We start from the raw sequence: 19,997 nt of genomic DNA on the forward strand, positions 1-19,997 counted from the left end.
CATGAGGGGAATGCCCACACCCATGGCAACGACGATGTTCGACAGCGTCCTGATCGCCAACCGCGGCGAGATCGCGGTCCGCGTGATCCGCACGCTGCGCACCCTCGGCATCCGCTCCATCGCCGTCTACAGCGACGCGGACGCCGACGCCCGGCACGTCCGCGAGGCCGACACGGCCGTACGGATCGGCCCGGCCCCCGCCACGGAGAGCTATCTGTCGGTGGAACGGCTGCTTCAGGCGGCGGCGCGCACCGGCGCGCAGGCGGTCCACCCCGGCTACGGCTTCCTCGCCGAGAACGCCGGCTTCGCCCGCGCCTGCGCGGCGGCGGGGCTGGTCTTCATCGGCCCGTCCGCGGAGTCCATCGAGCTGATGGGCGACAAGATCCGCGCCAAGGAGACGGTGCGCACGGCCGGCGTCCCGGTCGTCCCCGGCTCCTCGGGCAGCGGGCTGGACGACGGCCAACTGGCCGCCGCCGCCCGGGAGATCGGCCTGCCGGTGCTGCTCAAGCCGTCCGCGGGCGGCGGCGGCAAGGGCATGCGGCTGGTGCGCGACGAGGCGCTGCTGGCCGACGAGATCGCCGGCGCACGCCGCGAGGCCCGTTCCTCCTTCGGCGACGACACCCTGCTCGTCGAGCGCTGGGTCGACCGCCCCCGGCACATCGAGATCCAGGTGCTGGCGGACGGCCACGGCAACGTCATCCACCTCGGCGAGCGCGAGTGCTCCCTGCAGCGCCGGCACCAGAAGGTGATCGAGGAGGCCCCGTCGGTCCTGCTCGATGAGGCCACCCGCGCCGCGATGGGCGAGGCGGCCGTCCAGGCGGCCCGCTCCTGCGGCTACCGCGGCGCCGGCACCGTCGAGTTCATCGTCCCCGGCAAGGACCCGGCCTCGTACTTCTTCATGGAGATGAACACCCGCCTCCAGGTGGAGCACCCGGTCACCGAACTGGTCACGGGGTTGGACCTGGTGGAGTGGCAGCTGCGGATCGCGGCCGGCGAGCGCCTGCCGTACGCCCAGGAGGACGTCACCCTCACCGGGCACGCCATCGAGGCCCGGCTGTGCGCCGAGGACCCGGCCCGCGACTTCCTGCCGACCGGCGGCACGGTGCTGGCGCTGCACGAGGTGGAGGGCGGCGGACTGCGCACCGACTCCGGTCTGACGCAGGGCGTGGAGGTCGGCAGCCGCTACGACCCGATGCTCGCCAAGGTCATCGCGCACGGCCCGGACCGGGCGAGCGCGCTGCGCCGGCTGCGGGCCGGGCTGGCGCAGACCGTCACCCTGGGCGTGACCACCAACGCCGGTTTCCTGCGGCGGCTGCTGGCCCACCCGGATGTCGTCTCCGGCGACCTGGACACCGGGCTGGTGGAGCGCGAGGCGGCCGGCCTGGTCGACGGCGAGGTGCCCGACGAGGTGTACGCGGCGGCCGCGGCGGTGCGGCAGGCCGCCCTGGAGCCGGCGGCGGCCGAGGGCGGCTGGCGCGACCCGTTCGCCGCGCCCAGCGGCTTCCGGCTCGGCGGCGAGCCGGCGCCGGTCCGCCACTGGCTGCGGGTGCCGGGCCGCGATCCGGTGCCCTACGACGTCACGCCCGGCTCCGCGGCCGGCCGGGTCGAGCCGGACCGCGTGCGGATCACCGTCGACGGGGTGCTGCACTCCTTCCACCGCAGCGGCGACTGGCTCGGCAGGGACGGCGACTCCTGGCAGGTGACCGACCACGACCCGGTGGCGGCGGCGCTGCGCGGGGCCGCGGGCGGGGCGGGCGCGGACACCCTGGCGGCCCCGATGCCGGGCACCGTCACCGTCGTCAAGGTCGCCGTCGGCGACGAGGTGGCCGCCGGGCAGGGCCTGCTGGTGGTGGAGGCGATGAAGATGGAGCACATCATCTCCGCACCGCACGCCGGCACCGTCACCGAACTGGACGTCGGCGTGGGCACGACCGTCGCCATGGACCAGATCCTGGCCGTGATCGCGCCCCATGAGGCGCCCGAGGGCGAGCGGGAGGACGCGTCATGACCGCGGCCGGACTGCCGATGGAGATCCGGGCGGAGGGGCTGCCCACCCGCGTACGGATCCATGAGGTCGGCGCGCGCGACGGGCTGCAGAACGAGCAGACCGTCGTCCCGACGGAGGTCAAGGCCGAGTTCATCCACCGGCTCGCCGACGCCGGCCTGCCGACGGTCGAGGCCACCAGCTTCGTGCACCCCAAGTGGGTGCCCCAACTCGCCGACGCGGAGCGGCTGTTCCCGCTGCTGGGCGATCTCGACCCGCATCGGCTGCCGGTGCTGGTGCCCAACGAGCGCGGTCTGGACCGCGCGCTCGCGCTGGGCGCCCGCCGGATCGCGGTGTTCGCCAGCGCCACCGAGTCGTTCGCCAAGGCCAACCTCAACCGCACGGTCGACGAGGCGCTGGCGATGTTCGCCCCGGTCGTCGCGCGCGCCAAGGACGCCAAGGTCCATGTCCGCGGCTATCTGTCGATGTGCTTCGGCGACCCCTGGGAGGGCCCGGTGCCCCTCGCGCAGACCGTACGGGTCTGCCGGGAGCTGCTGGAGCTGGGCTGCGACGAGCTGAGCCTGGGCGACACCATCGGCGTGGCCACCCCCGGCCACGTCCAGCACCTGCTCGCCTCGCTCAACGAGGCCGGCGTGCCCAGCTCCCGGCTGGGCGTGCACTTCCACGACACCTACGGGCAGGCCCTCGCCAACACCCTCGCCGCGCTCCAGCACGGCGTCACCACCGTCGACGCCTCCGCGGGCGGCCTCGGCGGCTGCCCGTACGCCAAGAGCGCCACCGGCAACCTCGCCACCGAAGACCTCGTGTGGATGCTGCACGGCCTCGGTATCGAGACCGGCGTCGACCTGGACCGGCTGGTCGCCACGAGCGTGTGGATGGCCGAGGCCCTGGGCCGGCCGAGCCCCTCGCGCACCCTTCGAGCCCTCTCCCACAAGGAGTGACCCCCATGTCACTGGACCACCGTCTGCCCGCTGAGCTGGAAGAACTCCGGCGCACGGTCGAGGCGTTCGCGCATGACGTCGTCGCCCCGAAGATCGGCGAGTACTACGAGCGGCATGCGTTCCCGTACGAGATCGTGCAGGAGATGGGCCGGATGGGCCTGTTCGGCCTGCCGTTCCCCGAGGAGTACGGCGGGATGGGCGGCGACTACCTGGCGCTCGGTATCGCCCTGGAGGAGCTGGCCCGGGTCGACTCGTCGGTGGCCATCACCCTGGAGGCCGGCGTCTCCCTGGGTGCCATGCCGGTCTACCGCTTCGGCACCGAGGAGCAGAAGCGCGCGTGGCTGCCCAAGCTGTGCAGCGGGGAGATGCTCGGCGCCTTCGGCCTGACCGAGCCGGACGGCGGCTCGGACGCGGGCGCCACCCGGACGACCGCGGTGCGCGACGGCGGAGACTGGGTGATCAACGGCAGCAAGTGCTTCATCACCAACTCCGGTACGGACATCACGGGCCTGGTGACGGTCACCGCGGTGACCGGCCGCAAGGACGACGGCAGTCCGCTGATCTCCTCGATCATGGTGCCGTCCGGCACGCCCGGTTTCACGGTCGGCGCCCCGTACTCCAAGGTCGGCTGGAGCGCCTCGGACACCCGCGAGCTGTCGTTCTCCGACGTCCGGGTGCCGGCCGGCAACCTGCTGGGCGAGGAGGGCCGCGGCTACGCCCAGTTCCTGCGCATCCTCGACGAGGGCCGGATCGCCATCGCGGCGCTGGCCACCGGCCTCGCGCAGGGCTGTGTGGACGAGTCGGTCGCCTACGCCAAGGAGCGGCGGGCCTTCGGTCGGCCGATCGGCGCCAACCAGGCGATCCAGTTCAAGCTCGCCGACATGGAGATGCGCGCCCACACCGCCCGGCTGGCCTGGCGCGACGCCGCCTCCCGGCTGGTGCACGGCGAGCCGTTCAAGAAGGAGGCCGCGCTCGCCAAGCTCTACTCCTCCGAGATCGCGGTGGACAACGCCCGCGAGGCCACCCAGATCCACGGCGGCTACGGCTTCATGAACGAGTACCCGGTCGCCCGGATGTGGCGGGACGCCAAGATCCTGGAGATCGGCGAGGGCACCAGCGAGGTCCAGCGGATGCTGATCGCCCGGGAGTTGGGCCTCACATAATCCAGCCCGTCTGGGGGCACCTCCCAGCGGTAGCTGGGGGAGTCTGAGGACGGACCCCGGGTCCCACCGGGCCGCAGCCGGCGACGAAACCCACCGCGGCCCGGTGGGCCTCATCGGCTCACCCCCGATGAGGCCACGGCACCTCCGGCGACCGGTAGTAGTTGATCCCCAGCGCCTCCCACCGGGGGGCTTGCGCCGCCAGCCGGTACTTGTACGCCTCCCAGTCGTGGGTGCTCGCCGGGGACCAGCCCAGCTCCGCGATGCCCGGCAGCCGCGGGAAGGCCATGTACTCCAGGTGCGCCGAGGTCGAGAGGGTCTCGGTCCACATGGGCGCCTCGACGCCCAGGATCGATGCCTCGGGGGCGCCCTTGAGGTAGCCGCCCGGGTCCCAGTCGTAGGAGCGCTTGGCGTCCACGTAGCCGGCCCAGGACAGCCCCAGCGGCGTGTTCTTGTCGTACTTCATGTCGAGGTAGGCGCGGTCGGCGGGCGAGAGGACCAGCCGGGTGCCGTTGCGGGCCGCGTCCACCACCTGGGCCTGCTCCTGCGCGCCGGTCTTGTCGTAGCCCCAGTACTGGGCGACGGCGCCCTTCGCCGGGTGCGCTCCGGTCAGCTGGTGCCAGCCGATCACGGTCTTGCCGTACTTGGCGACCACCGGCTGCGCCTTGTCCATGAAGGCGACGTAGTCCTCATGGCTGGTGGAGTGCGCCTCGTCGCCGCCGATGTGGAGGTACGGGCCGGGGGTGAGCGCCGCGATCTCGCGGATCACGTCGTCGATGAAGTCGTACGTCACCGCCTTGGGCACGCACAGCGAGCTGAAGCCGACGTTGGTGCCGGTGTAGAGCGGCGGCGCCTGGCCGTTGCAGTTGAGCTCGGCGTAGGAGGCCAGCGCGGCGTTGGTGTGGCCCGGCATGTCGATCTCGGGGACGACGGTGAGGTAGCGGTCGGCGGCGTAGCGGACGATCTCGCGGTAGTCGTCCTTGGTGTAGTGGCCGCCGGGGCCGCCGCCGACCTGCGTGGAGCCGCCGTAGGTCGCCAGCCGCGGCCAGGAGTCGATCGCGATCCGCCAGCCCTGGTCGTCGGAAAGATGCAGATGCAGCTTGTTGATCTTGTATGCGGCGAGCTGGTCGATATAGCGCTTGACCTGCTCGACGGTGAAGAAGTGCCGCGAGACGTCGAGCATCGCGCCGCGGTAGTCGTAGCGCGGGGAGTCGGCGATGGCGCCGCCGGCGATCCGCCAGGGCCCGCGCTGGGCGCTTCGCCGCTCGACGCCGGCGGGCAGCAGCTGGCGCAGGGTCTGCACGCCGTGGAAGAGGCCGGCCGGGCGGGCGGCGCTGATGGTGACCGCGCGGCTGCCGGAGGTCAGCCGGTAGCCCTCCGCGCCCAGCTGCCCGGTGCCGCGGCCGCCGAGCCGCAGGACGATGCCGTCCGGGCCGCCCTTGGTGGTCACCGGCAGGTCGTAGCCGGTGGCGGGCCGCAGCAGCCCCGCCAGATAGCCGGCGATCCGCTTCGCCTCGCCGGAGCCGCCGGGCACCCGGATCCGGGTGCCCTCGCCGAGGGTGAAGGCGCGCCCGCCGCCGCGCACGGAGGCGGGCGCGGGGACCACCTGGTCCAGCGGGGTGGCTGCCGGGGTGGCGCCGCCGCCGGCGGCGCCCGGAGGCTCTGCGGCGGCGGTTCCCAGCCCCGCGGCCGCGATCAGCAGCAGCGAGAAGAGCAGTCTGCGTCGTCTCATCGACGGTCCCTTCGGCGAACGTCGTTCATGGCAGCGTGCGTGACACCGTGCATGGCATGGAGCGACCGAGCGGTGACCATGCGTACCGCGAGCCTGGATCAGGGGTCAAGGTGTAGACCACTTTCCCGCACCCAAACCGGGGACCTGCCCGATTCCGGGCAGATTTCTTGCGAATCCTCGCGCCGCCCCGCAGTATCTACGGGTGCTCGAACGCCGTAACCGCAGCGCTGACGCGCCGCACGATGACCTGGTGGACCACCTGGTGCGCAGCACACCGCTGCAGCGCGGTGAGGCCGCCCGGGTGGTGCTCGACGTGCTGGCGTACTTCGACGAGACGACGGAGGAGTTCGTCCGCAGACGCCATCGCGAGCTGCAGTCCCAGGGGCTGCGCAACGAGGCGATCTTCGAACGGATCCGCCAGGAGATGCCGCATCGCGCGGTGGCTCCGCCCGATCTCTCGCCCCGCCAGCTGCGCCGCATGGTCTACGGCTGACGCCCACGAAAGCGCGCCGGGCACGACGACCGACGCAACGCCTTTCATCGGCACACCGTCTTCAACCGACGACAACGTCTTTCTCGGAGGGTCACTGTATGTGCGGGATCGTGGGATATATCGGCAAGCGTGATGTCGCTCCGCTGCTCCTCGAAGGCCTTCAGCGCCTGGAGTACCGCGGCTACGACTCGGCCGGTATCGCCATCCACGCGAGCGGCACCGGAAAGGCCGGGGGCCTGAAGACCGCCAAGGCCAAGGGCCGGGTCCGCGAGCTGGAGTCCCGTCTGCCCAAGCGCTTCGCGGGCACCACCGGCATCGCGCACACCCGCTGGGCCACCCACGGCGCACCGACCGACGAGAACGCCCACCCGCACCAGGACGCCACCGGCAAGGTCGCGGTCGTCCACAACGGCATCATCGACAACGCCGCCGAGCTGCGCGCCCGCCTGATCACCGACGGCGTGGAGTTCGCCTCCGAGACCGACACCGAGGTGCTGGCCCACCTGATCGGCCGCTCCGGTGCCGAGACGCTGGAGGAGCGGGTCCGCGAGGCGCTGCGGCACATCGAGGGCACCTACGGCATCGCCGTGCTGCACGCCGACTTCGCCGACCGCATCGTCGTCGCCCGCAACGGCTCCCCGGTCGTCCTGGGCATCGGCGAGCACGAGATGTTCGTCTCCTCCGACGTCGCCGCGCTGGTCTCGCACACCCGCCAGGTCGTCACCCTCGACGACGGCGAGATGGCCACCCTCAAGGCCGACGACTACCGCACGTACACCACCGAGGGGTCCCGCACGACGGCGACGCCGGAGACCGTCGAGTACGCGGCCGAGTCCTACGACATGGGCGGCCACGACACCTACATGCACAAGGAGATCTCCGAGCAGGCCGACGCGGTAGACCGCGCGCTGCGCGGGCGGATCGACGACCGCTTCTCCACCGTGCACCTCGGCGGCCTGAACCTCGACGCCCGCGAGGCGCGCGGGGTGCGCCGGGTGAAGATCCTGGGCTGCGGCACCTCGTACCACGCCGGCCAGATCGGCGCGCAGATGATCGAGGAGCTGGCCCGGATCCCCTCGGACGCCGAGCCGGCCTCCGAGTTCCGCTACCGCAACCCGGTCGTGGACCCCGACACCCTGTACGTGGCGGTCTCCCAGTCCGGTGAGACCTACGACGTCCTCGCGGCCGTCCAGGAGCTCAAGCGCAAGGGCGCGCGGGTGCTGGGCCTGGTGAACGTGGTCGGCTCGGCGATCGCCCGGGAGACCGACGGCGGCATCTACGTGCACGCGGGCCCCGAGGTCTGCGTGGTCTCCACCAAGTGCTTCACCAACATGGTGGTCTCCTTCGCGCTGCTCGCCCTGCACCTGGGCCGCATCCGCGACCTGTCCGTCGCCGACGGCAAGCGGATCATCGAGGGCCTGCGCAAGCTGCCCGGACAGATCGACGAGATCCTCAAGGGCGAGGACGAGGTCAAGAAGCTGGCGGCCCACTACGCCGACGCCAAGTCGATGATGTTCATCGGCCGGGTGCGCGGCTACCCGGTGGCCCGCGAGGCCTCGCTGAAGCTCAAGGAGGTCTCCTACATCCACGCCGAGGCCTACCCGGCCTCCGAGCTCAAGCACGGCCCGCTGGCGCTCATCGAGCCCGCCATGCCGACCGTCGCCATCGTCCCGGACGACGACCTGCTGGAGAAGAACCGCGCCGCGCTGGAGGAGATCAAGGCCCGCAGCGGCCGCATCCTGGCCGTCGCGCACCAGGAGCAGGAGAAGGCCGACCACACCATCGTCGTCCCGAAGAACGAGCCCGAGCTGGACCCGATCCTGATGGGTATTCCGCTCCAACTGCTCGCCTACCACACGGCGTTGGCCCTCGGCCGGGACATCGACAAGCCCCGCAACCTCGCCAAGTCGGTGACCGTGGAGTAGTCGCGGCCCCAAGGACGCAAAGAGGGGGCGGTGGCCCGCGCGTGCCACCATACGCGCGGAGCACCGCCTCCCCTGCGCCGGCATCGCCCAAACGCCGGCGGGATGCCGCCGCCCCGGGAACCGTCACCTCCCGGCCGGCAGCACGCAGTTGCCGTGCGCGCGGCCGCCCGGACCGTGACGCGGTGCGCCCACGTGACCGTTTTCTACCCCTCACAAGCGCGCAATCCACCTCCGCACGGCGGCGGAGAGGGAGACATCGCCGCGCGTGACGTCCCTCACGCCCCTCAACTGTGAGTGGAGCGAGGAGAGATGACCGCCGGCGGGCCGCCGGCGCGGGTCAGGGAATCACGATCACCGGGCGCTGCGCCCGGCGGGCCAGCCGGCCGGCGACCGAGCCGAAGATCCGGCCGACGATGCCGTGCGTGGAGCCGACCACGATCGCGTCGGCCTCGTACTCCCGGCCGACCTCCTCCAGCTCATGACAGATGTCGCCGCCGCGCTCGACGAGGATCCAGGGCACCTCGCCGAGATGGTCGGCGCAGGCGAGCTCCAGGCCGAGCACTTCGGTGCGGTGGTCCGGCACGTCGACGAAGACCGGGGGCTCGCAGCCCGCCCAGACCGTCGTCGGCAGCCGGTTGGCCACATGGACGATGATCAATCCGGCGCTGTGGCGCCGTGCGATACCGATTGCATACGCCAACGCTCGCTCGCTCGACATGGATCCGTCGAAGCCGACCACGACGCCGTGCCGGAACACGGGGTCGCAGGAGTGTCGTGGCTCTTCCGCCGCTTCGAGGTCCGCCGTCGGATCGGCGACCTGCTTGCGGTCCGCGGGTTCGGGGAATTCGTGACCGGCCATGGTGTCTCGGCGAAGGCGTCCTCTTGCGGAGGGGCGAACGGGGAACGGCGATTGACTTGATCCGGCAGTTGACTGAGCTGGGTCTATCGAGGCGCGGGAGCCTTAGTTCAAAGAGGAACGATACGACTGGGAATCATCTTTCCAAGTCGATACCCCAAGAGTACGGCTCCACTCCCCCGCTGCCCAGAGCCCGCCGCGGGCACCGGGCGCCCGTGCGAGGCCGGTGCGGGGGCTCGAACGTTCCCCGGAGCATGCCGGAGCGTGGCGCGGAAGGCAATGCCCCGCCCTGCCCCCGTACGTACCCCTCGCGGTGACCCGTGATCGTCGGCGGCGTTGTAGTAGCAGCCCGTCCGAGGGGAGTACGAGATGCCGTCGCGGCCGGACAGATCACCCGACCCAGTGAGCGATGTCGTGCGCTGGGGCGCGTTCGGCTGCGCCCTGGTGCCCCTCGTCCTGATCGCCAGCGGTGCCTCCTGGGCCGGCGCGGTGGGCACCGCCGCCGGTCTCGCGGCGCTGACCTGCGCCTGCCGCGCACTGCTGCGGCGATCCGAACGGACGGCGGCCCGGAAGCGTATCCGCGACACCGGACGTCATCGGGACAAAAGGGGGCGTTCAGGGGTAGCGGCGCGCAGGGGCGGACGCCATTCCGAAGGGCGTACGCCGGTCGATTGAGGCGCTCGCAAGTCTGCGCGCGACCGTTTTCAGCCAACTTCCGGCCGGGTCCCCCACCTTGCCCCGGACCCCCCTCAACCCTTGTGTGAGCAGGGAGGAAAGGACCGGTGGGCATGGTTGTGTCCTACTGCGAACGGGCAGAGCCGAGACGCGTACTTCCCATGCAGGCCCGACGAGTGGAACGCTTCGTGATCGAATGCTTCGCGCCAAGTTGCCATATCGACATACCAGTGGGTGGTGAACTTGGCACTCCATCCTCACGGAACACAGTAGATTCGATCTTGGTAGTTACGGCGGGGGAACTGTGCAGGACCGAGAGGGCGAGACGACCGAGGGGGGCTTAAGTGCCATGAGCCAGGACTCCGCTGCCGTACCAGATGCCGCACGCAAGCTCGCCGCCCGACGACGCCGCGAAATAGTCGCGGTGCTCCTCTTCAGCGGCGGACCTATTTTCGAGAGCTCCATTCCGCTCTCGGTCTTCGGCATCGACCGACAGGACGCCGGCGTTCCGAGGTACCGGCTACTTGTGTGCGCGGGCGAAGACGCGCCTTTGCGCACGACCGGGGGGCTGGAACTGTCAGCCCCCTATGGGCTGGAGGCGATCTCCCGTGCCGGGACGGTCGTCGTACCGGCCTGGCGTTCCATCACGCAGGCCCCACCGCCCGCCGCGCTCGACGCGCTGCGCCGGGCACATGAAGAAGGGGCCAGAATCGTCGGGCTGTGCACGGGGGCGTTCGTCCTCGCCGCGGCCGGACTGCTGGACGGCCGACCGGCCACGACCCATTGGATGTACGCGCCGACGCTCGCCAAGCGTTATCCGTCCGTCCATGTGGACCCCCGCGAGCTCTTCGTCGACGACGGCGATGTGCTCACCTCCGCGGGGACCGCGGCGGGCATCGACCTGTGCCTGCACATCGTGCGCACCGACCACGGCGCGGACGCCGCGAACGCGCTGGCCCGCCGGCTCGTCGTGCCGCCCCGCCGGACCGCCTCCGACCTGGGGCACCAGCGCTACCTGGACAGGTCATTACCAGAAGAGATCGGCGCCGACCCGCTCGCCGAGGTCGTCGCCTGGGCGCTGGAGCACCTCCACGAGCAGTTCGACGTGGAGACCCTCGCCGCGCGCGCGTATATGAGCCGGCGCACCTTCGACCGGCGCTTCCGCTCCCTGACGGGCAGCGCTCCCCTGCAGTGGCTGATCACTCAGCGGGTGCTGCAGGCCCAGCGGCTGCTGGAGACCTCCGACTATTCGGTGGACGAGGTCGCCGGGCGCTGCGGGTTCCGCTCGCCGGTCGCCCTGCGCGGCCACTTCCGTCGGCAGCTGGGCGCTTCGCCGGCCGCCTACCGGGCGGCCTACCGTGCGCGCCGGCCACAGAACGGGGCACCCGAACCCGCGCTCAGACCGGAGCGGGCCGAGCGCGCCGAGCGGCCCGAGCGCGAGCGGGCGGCGCTGGGGGCCGGTGGGGCGGAGCGGTTCTCCGCCGCCGCGCTGGCCGGCCACGGCCTGGCGACGGCCGAAGCGGGCGAAGTGGGCAAACCCCAGTCGGATGCGTATGCGTCCCGGCTGGCGGAGACCCCGGTCGGCCGCGGAGTGGGACGCCCCGTGCTGCCCGGACAGCGCGAGCGCCCCGTAGGGTGAGATGTATGAACGATCGCATGGTGTGGATCGACTGCGAGATGACCGGACTCTCGCTGGCGAATGACGCGCTCATCGAGGTGGCCGCACTGGTCACCGACTCCGAGCTGAATGTGCTGGGCGACGGGGTGGATGTGGTGATCCGCCCTCCGGCCGAGGCGCTGAGCACCATGCCGGAGGTGGTGCGCCAGATGCACACCGCCTCCGGGCTGCTGGCGGAGCTGGACGGCGGGACGACACTGGAGGCGGCCGAGGCGCAGGTGCTCGCTTATATCAAGCAGCATGTGCCGGAGCCGGGGAAGGCGCCGCTGTGCGGCAACTCCGTCGGCACCGACCGTGGCTTCCTGCTGCGCGACATGCCGACGCTGGAGAGCTACCTCCACTACCGGATCGTCGATGTGTCGTCCGTGAAGGAGCTGGCCCGGCGCTGGTTCCCGCGGGCCTACTTCAACAGTCCGGACAAGAACGGAAACCACCGGGCGCTGGCGGACATCCGCGAATCCATCGCGGAGCTGCGCTACTACCGGGAGGCGGTGTTCGTGCCGCAGCCCGGGCCCGACTCGGACACCGCGAAGGCGATCGCCGCCAAGCACGTCCTGCCGGTCGAACCTCAGCCGGCGCCGCAGTCCGCACCGTCGTCGTAAGGCGACCGGGGCCGTCTTTCGGGTCATGGCCTGACCTGCCGTGACCCGAAAGACACGCCCGCGCCCGGCAGGTGGAAAACCTGGGCGCGAGCACCCCTCCGGACCCTGTACACTTTTTCTCAGCCGGTGGGGAAAAGGAACCACACAGCACCGGTCATGGTGGGTATAGCTCAGCTGGTAGAGCACCTGGTTGTGGTCCAGGATGTCGCGGGTTCAAGTCCCGTTACTCACCCCACGTCAAGGCCCCCGACCTCAGGTCGGGGGCCTTGAACGTTATGCGGGACGACGGGGGCCAGGCGGCGCGGATCAGTAGCCGACGGTGAAGCGCTCGCCGATGTGCCGGGGCCGCTCGATCTCGTCGAGGACGGCGACGGCGTAGTCCTCGGTGGAGATCCGGCTGCTGCCGTCGGCGGCGGTGACCAGCTCGTCGGTGGCGGTGCGGTAGCCGCCGGTGCGCTCGCCGGGCGCGATGGTGGCGGCCGGGCTGAGGTTGGTCCAGCGCACATCGGAGACGGTCCGGTAGAAGTCCAGCGCGTCGCCGTGGGCGTGCATGATCTGCAGCAGGAACTCGGGCAGGCCCTCGGCGTCCCAGACCTGCGTGCCGTCCGGGGTGCGCAGCGAGCCGGCGCCGCCGACCGCGATCAGCCGGGGCGCGGCGTCGCCGAGGGTGCGCAGACCGGCGACCAGGGACTCGGCGGCGGGCTCGATGGTGGCGATGTGGCCCGGCCCGTCACCCCCGCCGACCGCGCTGACCAGGACGTCCTGGCCCTTGGCCGCCGCGGCGACGGAGGCGGGGGCGAGGATGTCGCCGGTGGTCACGGTCAGGTTCGGGTGGGTCGTGGTGATCTTCGCGGGGTCGCGGACGACCGCGGTGACCTGGTGACCGCGCTGGAGGGCCTCGTCGAGGATGCGGCTTCCGATGGTGCCGGTGGCTCCGAAGAGGGCGATCGTGGACATGGTGTCTCCCAGCTGTGCTGTGTCCGGTGGTCGGCGTGGCCGGTACTGCGGACTTCCGTTTTCGGTCAGCGCTCTTGCTGACGTCTTCTACGCTAGAGCTGGTAGCGGGACATTTCGGGGTGGCGAAGGGACCAGGGATGGTCAGAATGCGACAGCAGGAGCCGGAGCCCGTTACGGAGATCCGGGAGGTGGCGTTCGCCGCGCCGGCCGGGCGGCCCGCGGGCCTGGAGGTGATGACGCTCGCCGAGCTGCGCGAGCGCGCGGACGCCTGCCGGCTGGCCACCCCGCACCGCCCCGGCTTCCACCATCTGCTGATCCTGGACGGCGGCCGGCTGCTGCACAGCGTCGACTTCCGGGAGCATCCGCTCGCCCCGGGCGATCTGCTGTGGTCGCGCCCCGGGCAGGTCCAGCACTTCGGCGATCTGACCGGTGCGCAGGGGCGGCTGGTGCTCTTCGAGCCCGGCTTCCTGGATCCGGCGACCGCGGCCGCGGCCCGGATAGAGGACTGGTACGGGCCGCCCGTACGGCATCCGCGGGGCGCGGCGGCGCGCCGGGTGGAGGAGGCGATGCGCCAGCTGCACCAGGAGTTCGGGGCGCTGGGCGGGCTGCCGCTGGAGATCCATCTGGAGGTGCTGCGGCATCTGCTGGCCGTACTGGTGCTGCGGGTCTCGCACGCGGGCGGGCCGGCGGACGGCGAGGCCGCCGGCTGCGAGGCGAGCGAGACCTATCTGCGCTTCCGGGACGCGGTGGAGCGGGGCTTCACCCGCAGCCGCCGGGTGGCCGACTACGCCCGCGCGCTGGGGTACGCGCCGCGCACCCTCTCGCGGGCCACCGAGGCCGCCGCGGGGACCGGGGCGAAGGAGTTCATCGACCGCCGGGTGGCGCTGGAGGCCAAGCGGCTGCTGGCGCACGGCGACCAGTCGGCGGCCCGGATAGCGGACCGGCTGGGCTTCGCCGACGCCACCAACTTCAGCAAGTTCTTCCAGCGGCAGACCGGCAGCACCCCGATCGCCTTCCGGGTGGCGGTGCGGGGCGGGGCGCAGCGGGTGGGGGGTGGGCCGCCGCGCCCCGCCTAGGGCGCGTGCGGACACGCCCTGGGGGACGGTGGTCCGGGACGACGGGCCGGACCTCCGGTGGGGGTGGGGCCTCGGATCAGCCGGTGTAGGCGCCGAAGGCCTTGGTGAAGTCCAGCGGGCCCTGCGCGATGGAGCTGCAGGTCGGCTGTGCGGAGGGGGCCGGGCCGCCCTCACAGGCCTTGTCGCGGGTCGAGGACCACATCGACAGCCAGCCCAGGTGCTTGTCCTTGGCGAACTTCACCAGCTGGGTGGCGTCCTCGACCTTGAAGACCTCCTTCTGGACGTCGTTGACGCCGATCATGGGCGTCACCGCGACGGCCTTCCAGGCGGCCGCGTCGCTCAGGCCGAGGGCCTTTTTGATCTGGCCCTGGGTGGCGGTGGCGGCCTTGACGGCGTAGGTGCCCATGTCGCCGTCGTAGGAGGGGCCGTAGTCCATCGCCATGATGTTGACGGCGGAGACCTTCACGCCGTTCTTCTTGGCGTCGGCGACCAGGTTCACGCCGTCCTGGGTCAGGCCCTCGGGCATGACCGGGAGGGTGAAGGAGACGTCCAGGCCGGGGTGCTTCTTCTGGAGCTGGGTGATGGCCTGGGCGCGGCGGGTGTTGGCGGCGGTGTCGGGCAGCGCGCCGCCCTCGATGTCGAAGTCGACCTTGGTGAGCTTGAACTGGTCGATGACCTTGCCGTACGCGGCGGCCAGCTCGTCCGCCGAGCCGCAGGCCAGGCCGAGTTCGGAGCCGTTGGCGCCGCCGAAGGAGACCCGCACGTCGCCGCCCGCCTTGCGCAGCCGGGGTATCTGCCGAGCCACCGGGTTGTCGCCCAGCTCGCCCGTGCCGCCCCACTTGGGAGTGCAGCCGCCGCCGGAGGTGACGAAGGCGAGGTGGAAGTTCTTCACCCCGGTCTTCTCGGCGGTGCCGGTCAGGTCGTAGGCGGGGCTGAGGGAGGTGTCGACGTACGGGGCGAAACCGGCCGCGGCCTTCGCGGAGCCGGGGGTCCGGGGCGCCTTGCCGGCCATGGCGGATCCGGCGATGGCGAAGGCGCCGCCGGCCGCGACGGCCACGGCAGCGCCGGTCACGATCAGCTTGGTGGTACCGCTCTTGCGCCGGCGGTGTACCGAGGGGGTCATCTGGTGCCTGCCTGTCGTCACATGGGGGGGTGGGTGCACCGTGGTGCGTCCCGCACGCTAGCGGCAGCGAAACGGACAAATGCCGGTATCCGTACGGCGGTTGGCGGAATTATGGCTGCCTTAAGGAAGCGGAAGGGGGTGGTTAAGACCACCGGCCTATGCCGCGCGCCCACTCGCTCAGGAGCCGGCGCGGGCGGCCCGCCGTCCCCGGCCGCCGAGCGTGCGGCGCAGCCGGTGGCCGCGGCGTACGCCGTGCCGGTCGCGGCCGCCGTCCAGCGCCAGCCAGACCCGCACCTCGGTGCCGCCCAGGACCGAGCGCCCCAGACGCACATCGCCGCCGGTGGATTCGGCCAGCCGGCGCACGATGTCCAGGCCGAGTCCGGTGGAGCCGGCCCCGCCGCCACCGTGGCCGCGGCGCAGCGCCGCGTCGGGGTCGGCGATGCCCGGCCCGGCGTCCGAGACCAGCACGATCACGGCCTCCTCGGCGTTGTGCACGTCGACCGCGAAGGCGGTGCCCTCGGGGGTGTGCCGAAAGACGTTGCCGAGCATCGCGTCCAGGGCGGCGGCGAGTTCGGGGCGGGCGACCGGGATGCGTACGGGGTGCTCCGCGCCGGCCACGCGCACGGTACGGCCCTCGTCCTCGGCGAGCGCCGACCAGAAGTCCATCCGCTCGCGGATCACCTCGGCGGCGTCGCAGCCGGCCGCGGCCGCCGCCTGCCGGGTCTGTGCCTTCTGCTCGCGGGCGGTGCGGATGATCTGGTCGACCTCGCGCTCCAGCTGCTCGACGGCGGCCCGGGTCTGCTCGGCCGCCGGGGTGTCGCCGAGCGAGGCGGTGTTGAGCCGCAGGACGGTCAGCGGGGTGCGCAGCCGGTGCGAGAGGTCGGCGGCCAGTTCGCGCTCGTTGGCGAGCAGTTGGACGACCTGGTCGGCCATGGAGTTGAAGGCGCTGGCCGCGGACCGCAGCTCCTTGGGGCCGTCCTCCTGGACGCGTACGCCGAGTTTGCCCTTGCCGAGGTCGAGGGCGGCGCCGGCGAGCCGCTCCGCGGGCCGCACCATCCGGGTGCCGAGCCGGTCGGCGACCGCCACCGAGCCGATGATCAGCGCCAGGCCGACGCCGGCCAGCACGACCCAGGACGTGGTGACGCCGTTGGTGAGCGCGGCGTCGGGGACGAAGACCTCCACGACCGCTATGCCGGAGGCGACGGCGGTCGGCTGCAGGAGCGAGGAGCCGCCGGGGACCGGCGAGATGGAGGCCCGGCCGAGCCGGACGGCGGCCGCGACATCGGCGGGGGCGGCCCGCCGGGAGCCGATCTCGGCGGGTGCGCCGTTCTTGCCGGCCGCCGGGACATGGACGCCGATCCGGCCGCCCGGCCCGGTCTCGGCGCTGGCGACCGCCCGCTCCAGCTGGGCGCGGTCGGTGGTGATGGCCAAAACCGGGCCGATGGTCGCGGCCTGCCGTTCGGCATTGGAGTAGGCGCGGTCGCGGGCCAGCTCCTTGACGACCAGTCCGAGGGGGACGGCGAAGGCGACCACGACCATGGTGGTGACCGCCAGCGCCACCTTCACCAAAGCCCATCTCACGGTGTCTCATCCTTCGCTTCTCCGCCCGCGAGGCGCAGAGGTGCGGCTCTCCGCGTCGTCCGCGGCCCGGCGGCCTCGCACGCGACGCTCACGGTGTCTCATCCTTCGCTTCTCCGCCCGCGAGGCGCAGAGGTGCGGCTCTCCGCGTCGTCCGCGGCCCGGCGGCCTCGCACGCGACGCTCACTGGGGCGGCTCCAACTTCACCCCCACACCCCGCAGGGTGTGCAGATACCGGGGCCGCGCGGCGGTCTCGCCCAGTTTGCGGCGGAGCCAGGACAGATGGACGTCGATGGTCTGGTCGTCGCCGTAGGACTGCTGCCAGACCTCGGCGAGCAGTTCCTTGCGCGGGACGACGACGCCGGGGCGGCCGGCGAGGAAGGCCAGCAGATCGAACTCGCGGCGGGTCAGATCGAGCGCGACGCCGTCGAGTTCGGCCTGCCGGCGCAGCGGGTCGATGGCCAGGCCGCCGACCCGGATCACTCGTGAGGGCGGTTCCGCGCCGGCCGAGCCGGCCCGCGAGCGGCGCAGCACGGCGGCCATCCGGGCCGAGAGGTGCTCGACGGAGAACGGCTTGGTGAGGTAGTCGTCGGCGCCGTCGTTCAGCAGCCGGACGATCTCGGCCTCGTCGTCCCGGGCGGTGGCGATGATCACCGGGACGTCGGTGATGCCGCGCAGCATCTTCAGCGCCTCGCCCCCGTCCAGGTCGGGCAGGCCGAGGTCGAGGATGACCACGTCGAAGCCGACCTGCGCCACCTCGCGCAGCGCCTCCAGTGCGGTCCCGACGCTGCGCACCGTGTGGGCGGCCTCGGTCAGATGCCGGATGAGGGCCGAGCGGACGAACTGGTCGTCCTCGACCACGAGCACACGTGCCATGGGCGGCACCGTACGCCATTCGGGCCAGTCCCTTTACCCGAGGTTGACGCCGGAGCGGTGCCTTCCGCCCTCGCAGGGCGGCTGCAACCGGACGGGCCGGTGGTGCAGTATGAGCCAAATGCAACGAGGACTGGTTCACGCGGCGGCCTGGACGCTGGCGACCGGCGCCGCGGTCACCCTGTCGTGGTTCGGCGTGCACACCGTGCTGTCCGGCACCGCGTACGACGCCCCCCGCGCGCTGCCCCTTTCCGGCCAGGTGGCCTCCTCGGGGACGGACGGCGAGGCGACGCCGCAGGCCTCCTCGACCCACCGCCCCAAACCGTCCGCCACGGCGGGGCGCAGCCCGTCGCCCGCCGACGGCAAGCCGTCAAAACCGGCCACGCCCTCGACCGGCGGCGCGACCCGGCCGGGCCGGTCGGCCGCCCCTCCGGGCGGCTCCGGGTACCCGTCCCGCGGCGAGATCAAGAGCTACTCCACGGCGGGCGGCCGGGTCGTCTTCAGCGTGGCCGGCTCCTCCGCGGAGTTGGTGTCGGCGACCCCGAACTCGGGCTGGGAGATGCAGGTCTGGAAGCAGGAGCAGTGGATCCGCGTCGACTTCACGGGCTCCGGGGCGCATACGTCGGTGTTCTGCACCTGGAACGGGCATCCGCCGACGGTGCAGATCAGCAACCAGTCGACCTGAGCCGGGCCGGCCCCGCGCCGGGTCGGCCGGGCCCCGCCCCGGTATGCCGGTTCAGTCGAAGGCCTTCGCCGGCGGGGCCGGGGACGCGACGGCCGTGGCGTCGGTGACCGGTGCCGCGCCGCCGGTGAAGTCCGATAGCGCGCGGCCGTGTTCGACCCGCCCGGACTGCGGGTCACTCGCCGCGCGGCGGGTCAGTTCGGCGAGCGGGAGTGCGGTGTCACAGGCCAGCAGCACGGCGTTGCCGAAGCGCTTGCCGCGCAGTACGGCCGGATCGGCGGTGAGGCAGAGTTCGGCGAATGCGGAACCGACGGTGGCTATCTGGCCGCGCAGAAAGCTCAGCGGCGCCTCGCTGCGCGCCTCCCCGGCCCCCCGTGCGCTCCCGGGCCCGTCCGCGAGGTTGGCCGCGTAGAACCCGCCCGGCCGCAGCGCCCGGCGGACCTCCGCCACGAACTCGGTGCTGGTCAGATGCGCGGGCGTGCGCGCCCGACCGAAGACATCGGCGATGATCAGGTCGGCCCAGCCGTCGGGGATCTTCGCCAGGCCCGCGCGGGCGTCGCCCCCGCGCACCCGGATCCGCCAGCCGCTGTCCCACGGCAGCTGCCGGCGGACGAACTGCACCAGGGGCGCGTCGATCTCCACCACCTGCTGGGTGGAGCGGGGTCGGGTCGCGGCGACGTAGCGGGCCAGGGTCAGCGCGCCACCACCGAGGTGGACGACGCGCAGCGGGGCGCCGGGCGGCCCGGCGAGATCGGCGATGTGCCCGAGCCGGCGCTGGTAGGGGAAGTCGAGGAAGGCCGGGTCGTCGAGGTCCACATGCGACTGCGGGGCGCCGTCGAGCAGCAGCGTCCACCCGCGCGGCCGGTCCCGGTCGGGCCGCAGCTCCGCGAGCCCGCCGTCCACCGTCTCGGTGACGGCCTCCGCTCCGCCGCGTCCGCGCCTGCTCCTTGCCATGCCCTCCAGTATGACTGTCGTACCGCATGCCCTACCCCCTGGTCAGGGCGGTGCGACGGTACGGGGACGGCAGAGCGGCGGACCACCCGCGGCCTCACGGCCGGGGCGGTCCGCCGACTGCACTGCCGGTCCGATGGTGATCCGGACCGGCCACCGGTCACTTGGTGATGTTGGCGCAGCGGTTCCCGAACGCCGGGTTCAGCAGCGCGAAGATGTTGACGGAGTTCCCGCACACATTGATCGGGATGTTGATCGGCACCTGGACCACGTTGCCGCTGAGGAACCCCGGCGAGCCCACCGCGTAGCCCTTGGCGAAGGCGCCGCTGTGGTGGTCGTGGTGGTGGTGACGGTGGCGGTGGCCACCGCGACCGAACTGCTGGACGGCGTAGCTGCCGTGGCCGTGACGCGCCTGCTGGGTGCCGGCGCTCTGACCGTAGCTGCCACCACCGGCAGAGGCGATGCCTGCGCCACTGACCACCAGGGTGCAGCTGGCCGCAGTCATCACGGCGGCCTGGACGAACCGCTTCATCCCATTCTCCTTTCAGTTCGCGAATGGGGCACCCGGTCACAACGAGCCGAATGAGGCGGGGATGCGGGCATTCCCTCTTACGGGAAATCATTGGTCCTTCTGGCAGTAATCGTTAGTCCTTCTGGCAGCAAGCCGCCTCGCCAGGGAAATCCGCCATT

16 protein-coding genes, 1 tRNA gene and 1 pseudogene are annotated in these 19,997 nt (G+C 72.1%); 10 read left to right on the forward strand and 8 right to left on the reverse strand.

Going from position 1 to position 19,997, the window contains the following annotated elements; all coding sequences use genetic code 11:
• Positions 1–22 precede the first annotated feature (22 nt).
• The 3 genes from WAB15_RS15630 to WAB15_RS15640 are packed head-to-tail and all read left to right on the forward strand — an operon-like array spanning position 23 to position 4,109.
• Complete coding sequence (locus WAB15_RS15630; protein ID WP_407286634.1) at positions 23–2,008, forward strand: acetyl/propionyl/methylcrotonyl-CoA carboxylase subunit alpha; 1,986 nt, start codon at positions 23–25, stop codon at positions 2,006–2,008.
• Positions 2,005–2,946 (forward strand): hydroxymethylglutaryl-CoA lyase, encoded by a 942-nt coding sequence (locus WAB15_RS15635; protein ID WP_407286635.1) that lies wholly within the window; start codon positions 2,005–2,007, stop codon positions 2,944–2,946. The genes WAB15_RS15630 and WAB15_RS15635 overlap by 4 nt, the downstream gene beginning before the upstream one ends.
• Positions 2,947–2,951: 5 nt before the next feature.
• Positions 2,952–4,109 carry an acyl-CoA dehydrogenase family protein gene (locus WAB15_RS15640; protein WP_399146843.1) on the forward strand — a complete coding sequence of 386 codons (1,158 nt, stop codon included), beginning with the start codon at positions 2,952–2,954 and terminating at the stop codon, positions 4,107–4,109.
• 118 nt (positions 4,110–4,227) lie between these two features.
• Here WAB15_RS15640 and WAB15_RS15645 read toward each other — a convergent pair whose 3' ends face one another.
• Positions 4,228–5,838: a beta-N-acetylhexosaminidase gene (locus tag WAB15_RS15645; protein WP_407286636.1), complete on the reverse strand. Its 1,611-nt coding sequence runs from the start codon at positions 5,836–5,838 to the stop codon at positions 4,228–4,230.
• 202 nt (positions 5,839–6,040) lie between these two features.
• On the opposite strand from WAB15_RS15645, the gene WAB15_RS15650 reads away from it, so the two are divergent.
• Together WAB15_RS15650 and glmS are read left to right on the forward strand one after the other, a co-directional pair.
• Entirely contained in the window at positions 6,041–6,331 is a 291-nt protein-coding gene (locus WAB15_RS15650) for a hypothetical protein (RefSeq protein ID WP_384430972.1), read from the forward strand.
• Between the two features lie 98 nt (positions 6,332–6,429).
• Entirely contained in the window at positions 6,430–8,256 is a 1,827-nt protein-coding gene (gene glmS, locus WAB15_RS15655) for a glutamine--fructose-6-phosphate transaminase (isomerizing) (RefSeq protein ID WP_399146845.1), read from the forward strand.
• 337 nt (positions 8,257–8,593) lie between these two features.
• Here the strand turns inward: glmS and WAB15_RS15660 are convergent, their stop codons facing one another.
• Complete coding sequence (locus WAB15_RS15660) at positions 8,594–9,115, reverse strand: universal stress protein (protein WP_399146846.1); 522 nt, start codon at positions 9,113–9,115, stop codon at positions 8,594–8,596.
• A gap of 1,021 nt (positions 9,116–10,136) precedes the next feature.
• Between WAB15_RS15660 and WAB15_RS15665 the strand changes: the two genes are divergently transcribed.
• The 3 genes from WAB15_RS15665 to WAB15_RS15675 all read left to right on the forward strand — a co-directional run bounded on the left by WAB15_RS15665 (position 10,137) and on the right by WAB15_RS15675 (position 12,302).
• Complete coding sequence (locus tag WAB15_RS15665; protein WP_407286637.1) at positions 10,137–11,426, forward strand: GlxA family transcriptional regulator; 1,290 nt, start codon at positions 10,137–10,139, stop codon at positions 11,424–11,426.
• A gap of 5 nt (positions 11,427–11,431) precedes the next feature.
• Complete coding sequence (gene orn, locus WAB15_RS15670) at positions 11,432–12,067, forward strand: oligoribonuclease (RefSeq protein WP_407286638.1); 636 nt, start codon at positions 11,432–11,434, stop codon at positions 12,065–12,067.
• Positions 12,068–12,226: 159 nt separating this feature from the next.
• Positions 12,227–12,302, forward strand: a tRNA-His gene (locus WAB15_RS15675).
• A gap of 71 nt (positions 12,303–12,373) precedes the next feature.
• On the opposite strand, the gene WAB15_RS15680 is transcribed toward WAB15_RS15675, so the two are convergent.
• On the reverse strand, positions 12,374–13,024 hold the full coding sequence (locus tag WAB15_RS15680) for an NAD(P)-dependent oxidoreductase (RefSeq protein ID WP_407286639.1): 651 nt from the start codon (positions 13,022–13,024) through the stop codon (positions 12,374–12,376).
• A 137-nt stretch (positions 13,025–13,161) separates the two neighbouring features.
• On the opposite strand from WAB15_RS15680, the gene WAB15_RS15685 reads away from it, so the two are divergent.
• Positions 13,162–14,100 carry an AraC family transcriptional regulator gene (locus tag WAB15_RS15685; RefSeq protein ID WP_399146850.1) on the forward strand — a complete coding sequence of 313 codons (939 nt, stop codon included), beginning with the start codon at positions 13,162–13,164 and terminating at the stop codon, positions 14,098–14,100.
• 76 nt (positions 14,101–14,176) lie between these two features.
• Here the strand turns inward: WAB15_RS15685 and WAB15_RS15690 are convergent.
• The 3 genes and pseudogenes from WAB15_RS15690 to WAB15_RS15700 form a co-directional block, all read right to left on the reverse strand.
• Positions 14,177–15,073 (reverse strand): annotated as a pseudogene (locus WAB15_RS15690) (chitinase); the annotation flags it as partial.
• A gap of 327 nt (positions 15,074–15,400) precedes the next feature.
• The gene (locus WAB15_RS15695) at positions 15,401–16,804 is read right to left on the reverse strand and encodes a sensor histidine kinase (RefSeq protein WP_399146851.1); all 1,404 of its coding nucleotides are present in this window, start codon (positions 16,802–16,804) and stop codon (positions 15,401–15,403) included.
• Positions 16,805–16,984: 180 nt separating this feature from the next.
• A complete protein-coding gene (locus tag WAB15_RS15700; protein WP_393486639.1) occupies positions 16,985–17,677 on the reverse strand; it encodes a response regulator transcription factor in 693 nt (230 codons plus the stop codon).
• 118 nt (positions 17,678–17,795) lie between these two features.
• Here WAB15_RS15700 and WAB15_RS15705 point away from each other — a divergent pair, with 118 nt between their 5' ends.
• A complete protein-coding gene (locus tag WAB15_RS15705; RefSeq protein WP_407286640.1) occupies positions 17,796–18,359 on the forward strand; it encodes a hypothetical protein in 564 nt (187 codons plus the stop codon).
• 51 nt (positions 18,360–18,410) lie between these two features.
• Here the strand turns inward: WAB15_RS15705 and WAB15_RS15710 are convergent, their stop codons facing one another.
• Both WAB15_RS15710 and WAB15_RS15715 read right to left on the reverse strand, forming a co-directional pair.
• Complete coding sequence (locus tag WAB15_RS15710) at positions 18,411–19,310, reverse strand: spermidine synthase (RefSeq protein ID WP_407286641.1); 900 nt, start codon at positions 19,308–19,310, stop codon at positions 18,411–18,413.
• Positions 19,311–19,467: 157 nt separating this feature from the next.
• Positions 19,468–19,839 (reverse strand): chaplin, encoded by a 372-nt coding sequence (locus WAB15_RS15715; protein ID WP_399146854.1) that lies wholly within the window; start codon positions 19,837–19,839, stop codon positions 19,468–19,470.
• Positions 19,840–19,997: the final 158 nt, after the last annotated feature.

It is taken from the genome of Streptomyces sirii, from assembly GCF_045690365.1.
Taxonomy (GTDB): Bacteria; Actinomycetota; Actinomycetes; order Streptomycetales; family Streptomycetaceae; genus Streptomyces; species Streptomyces sirii.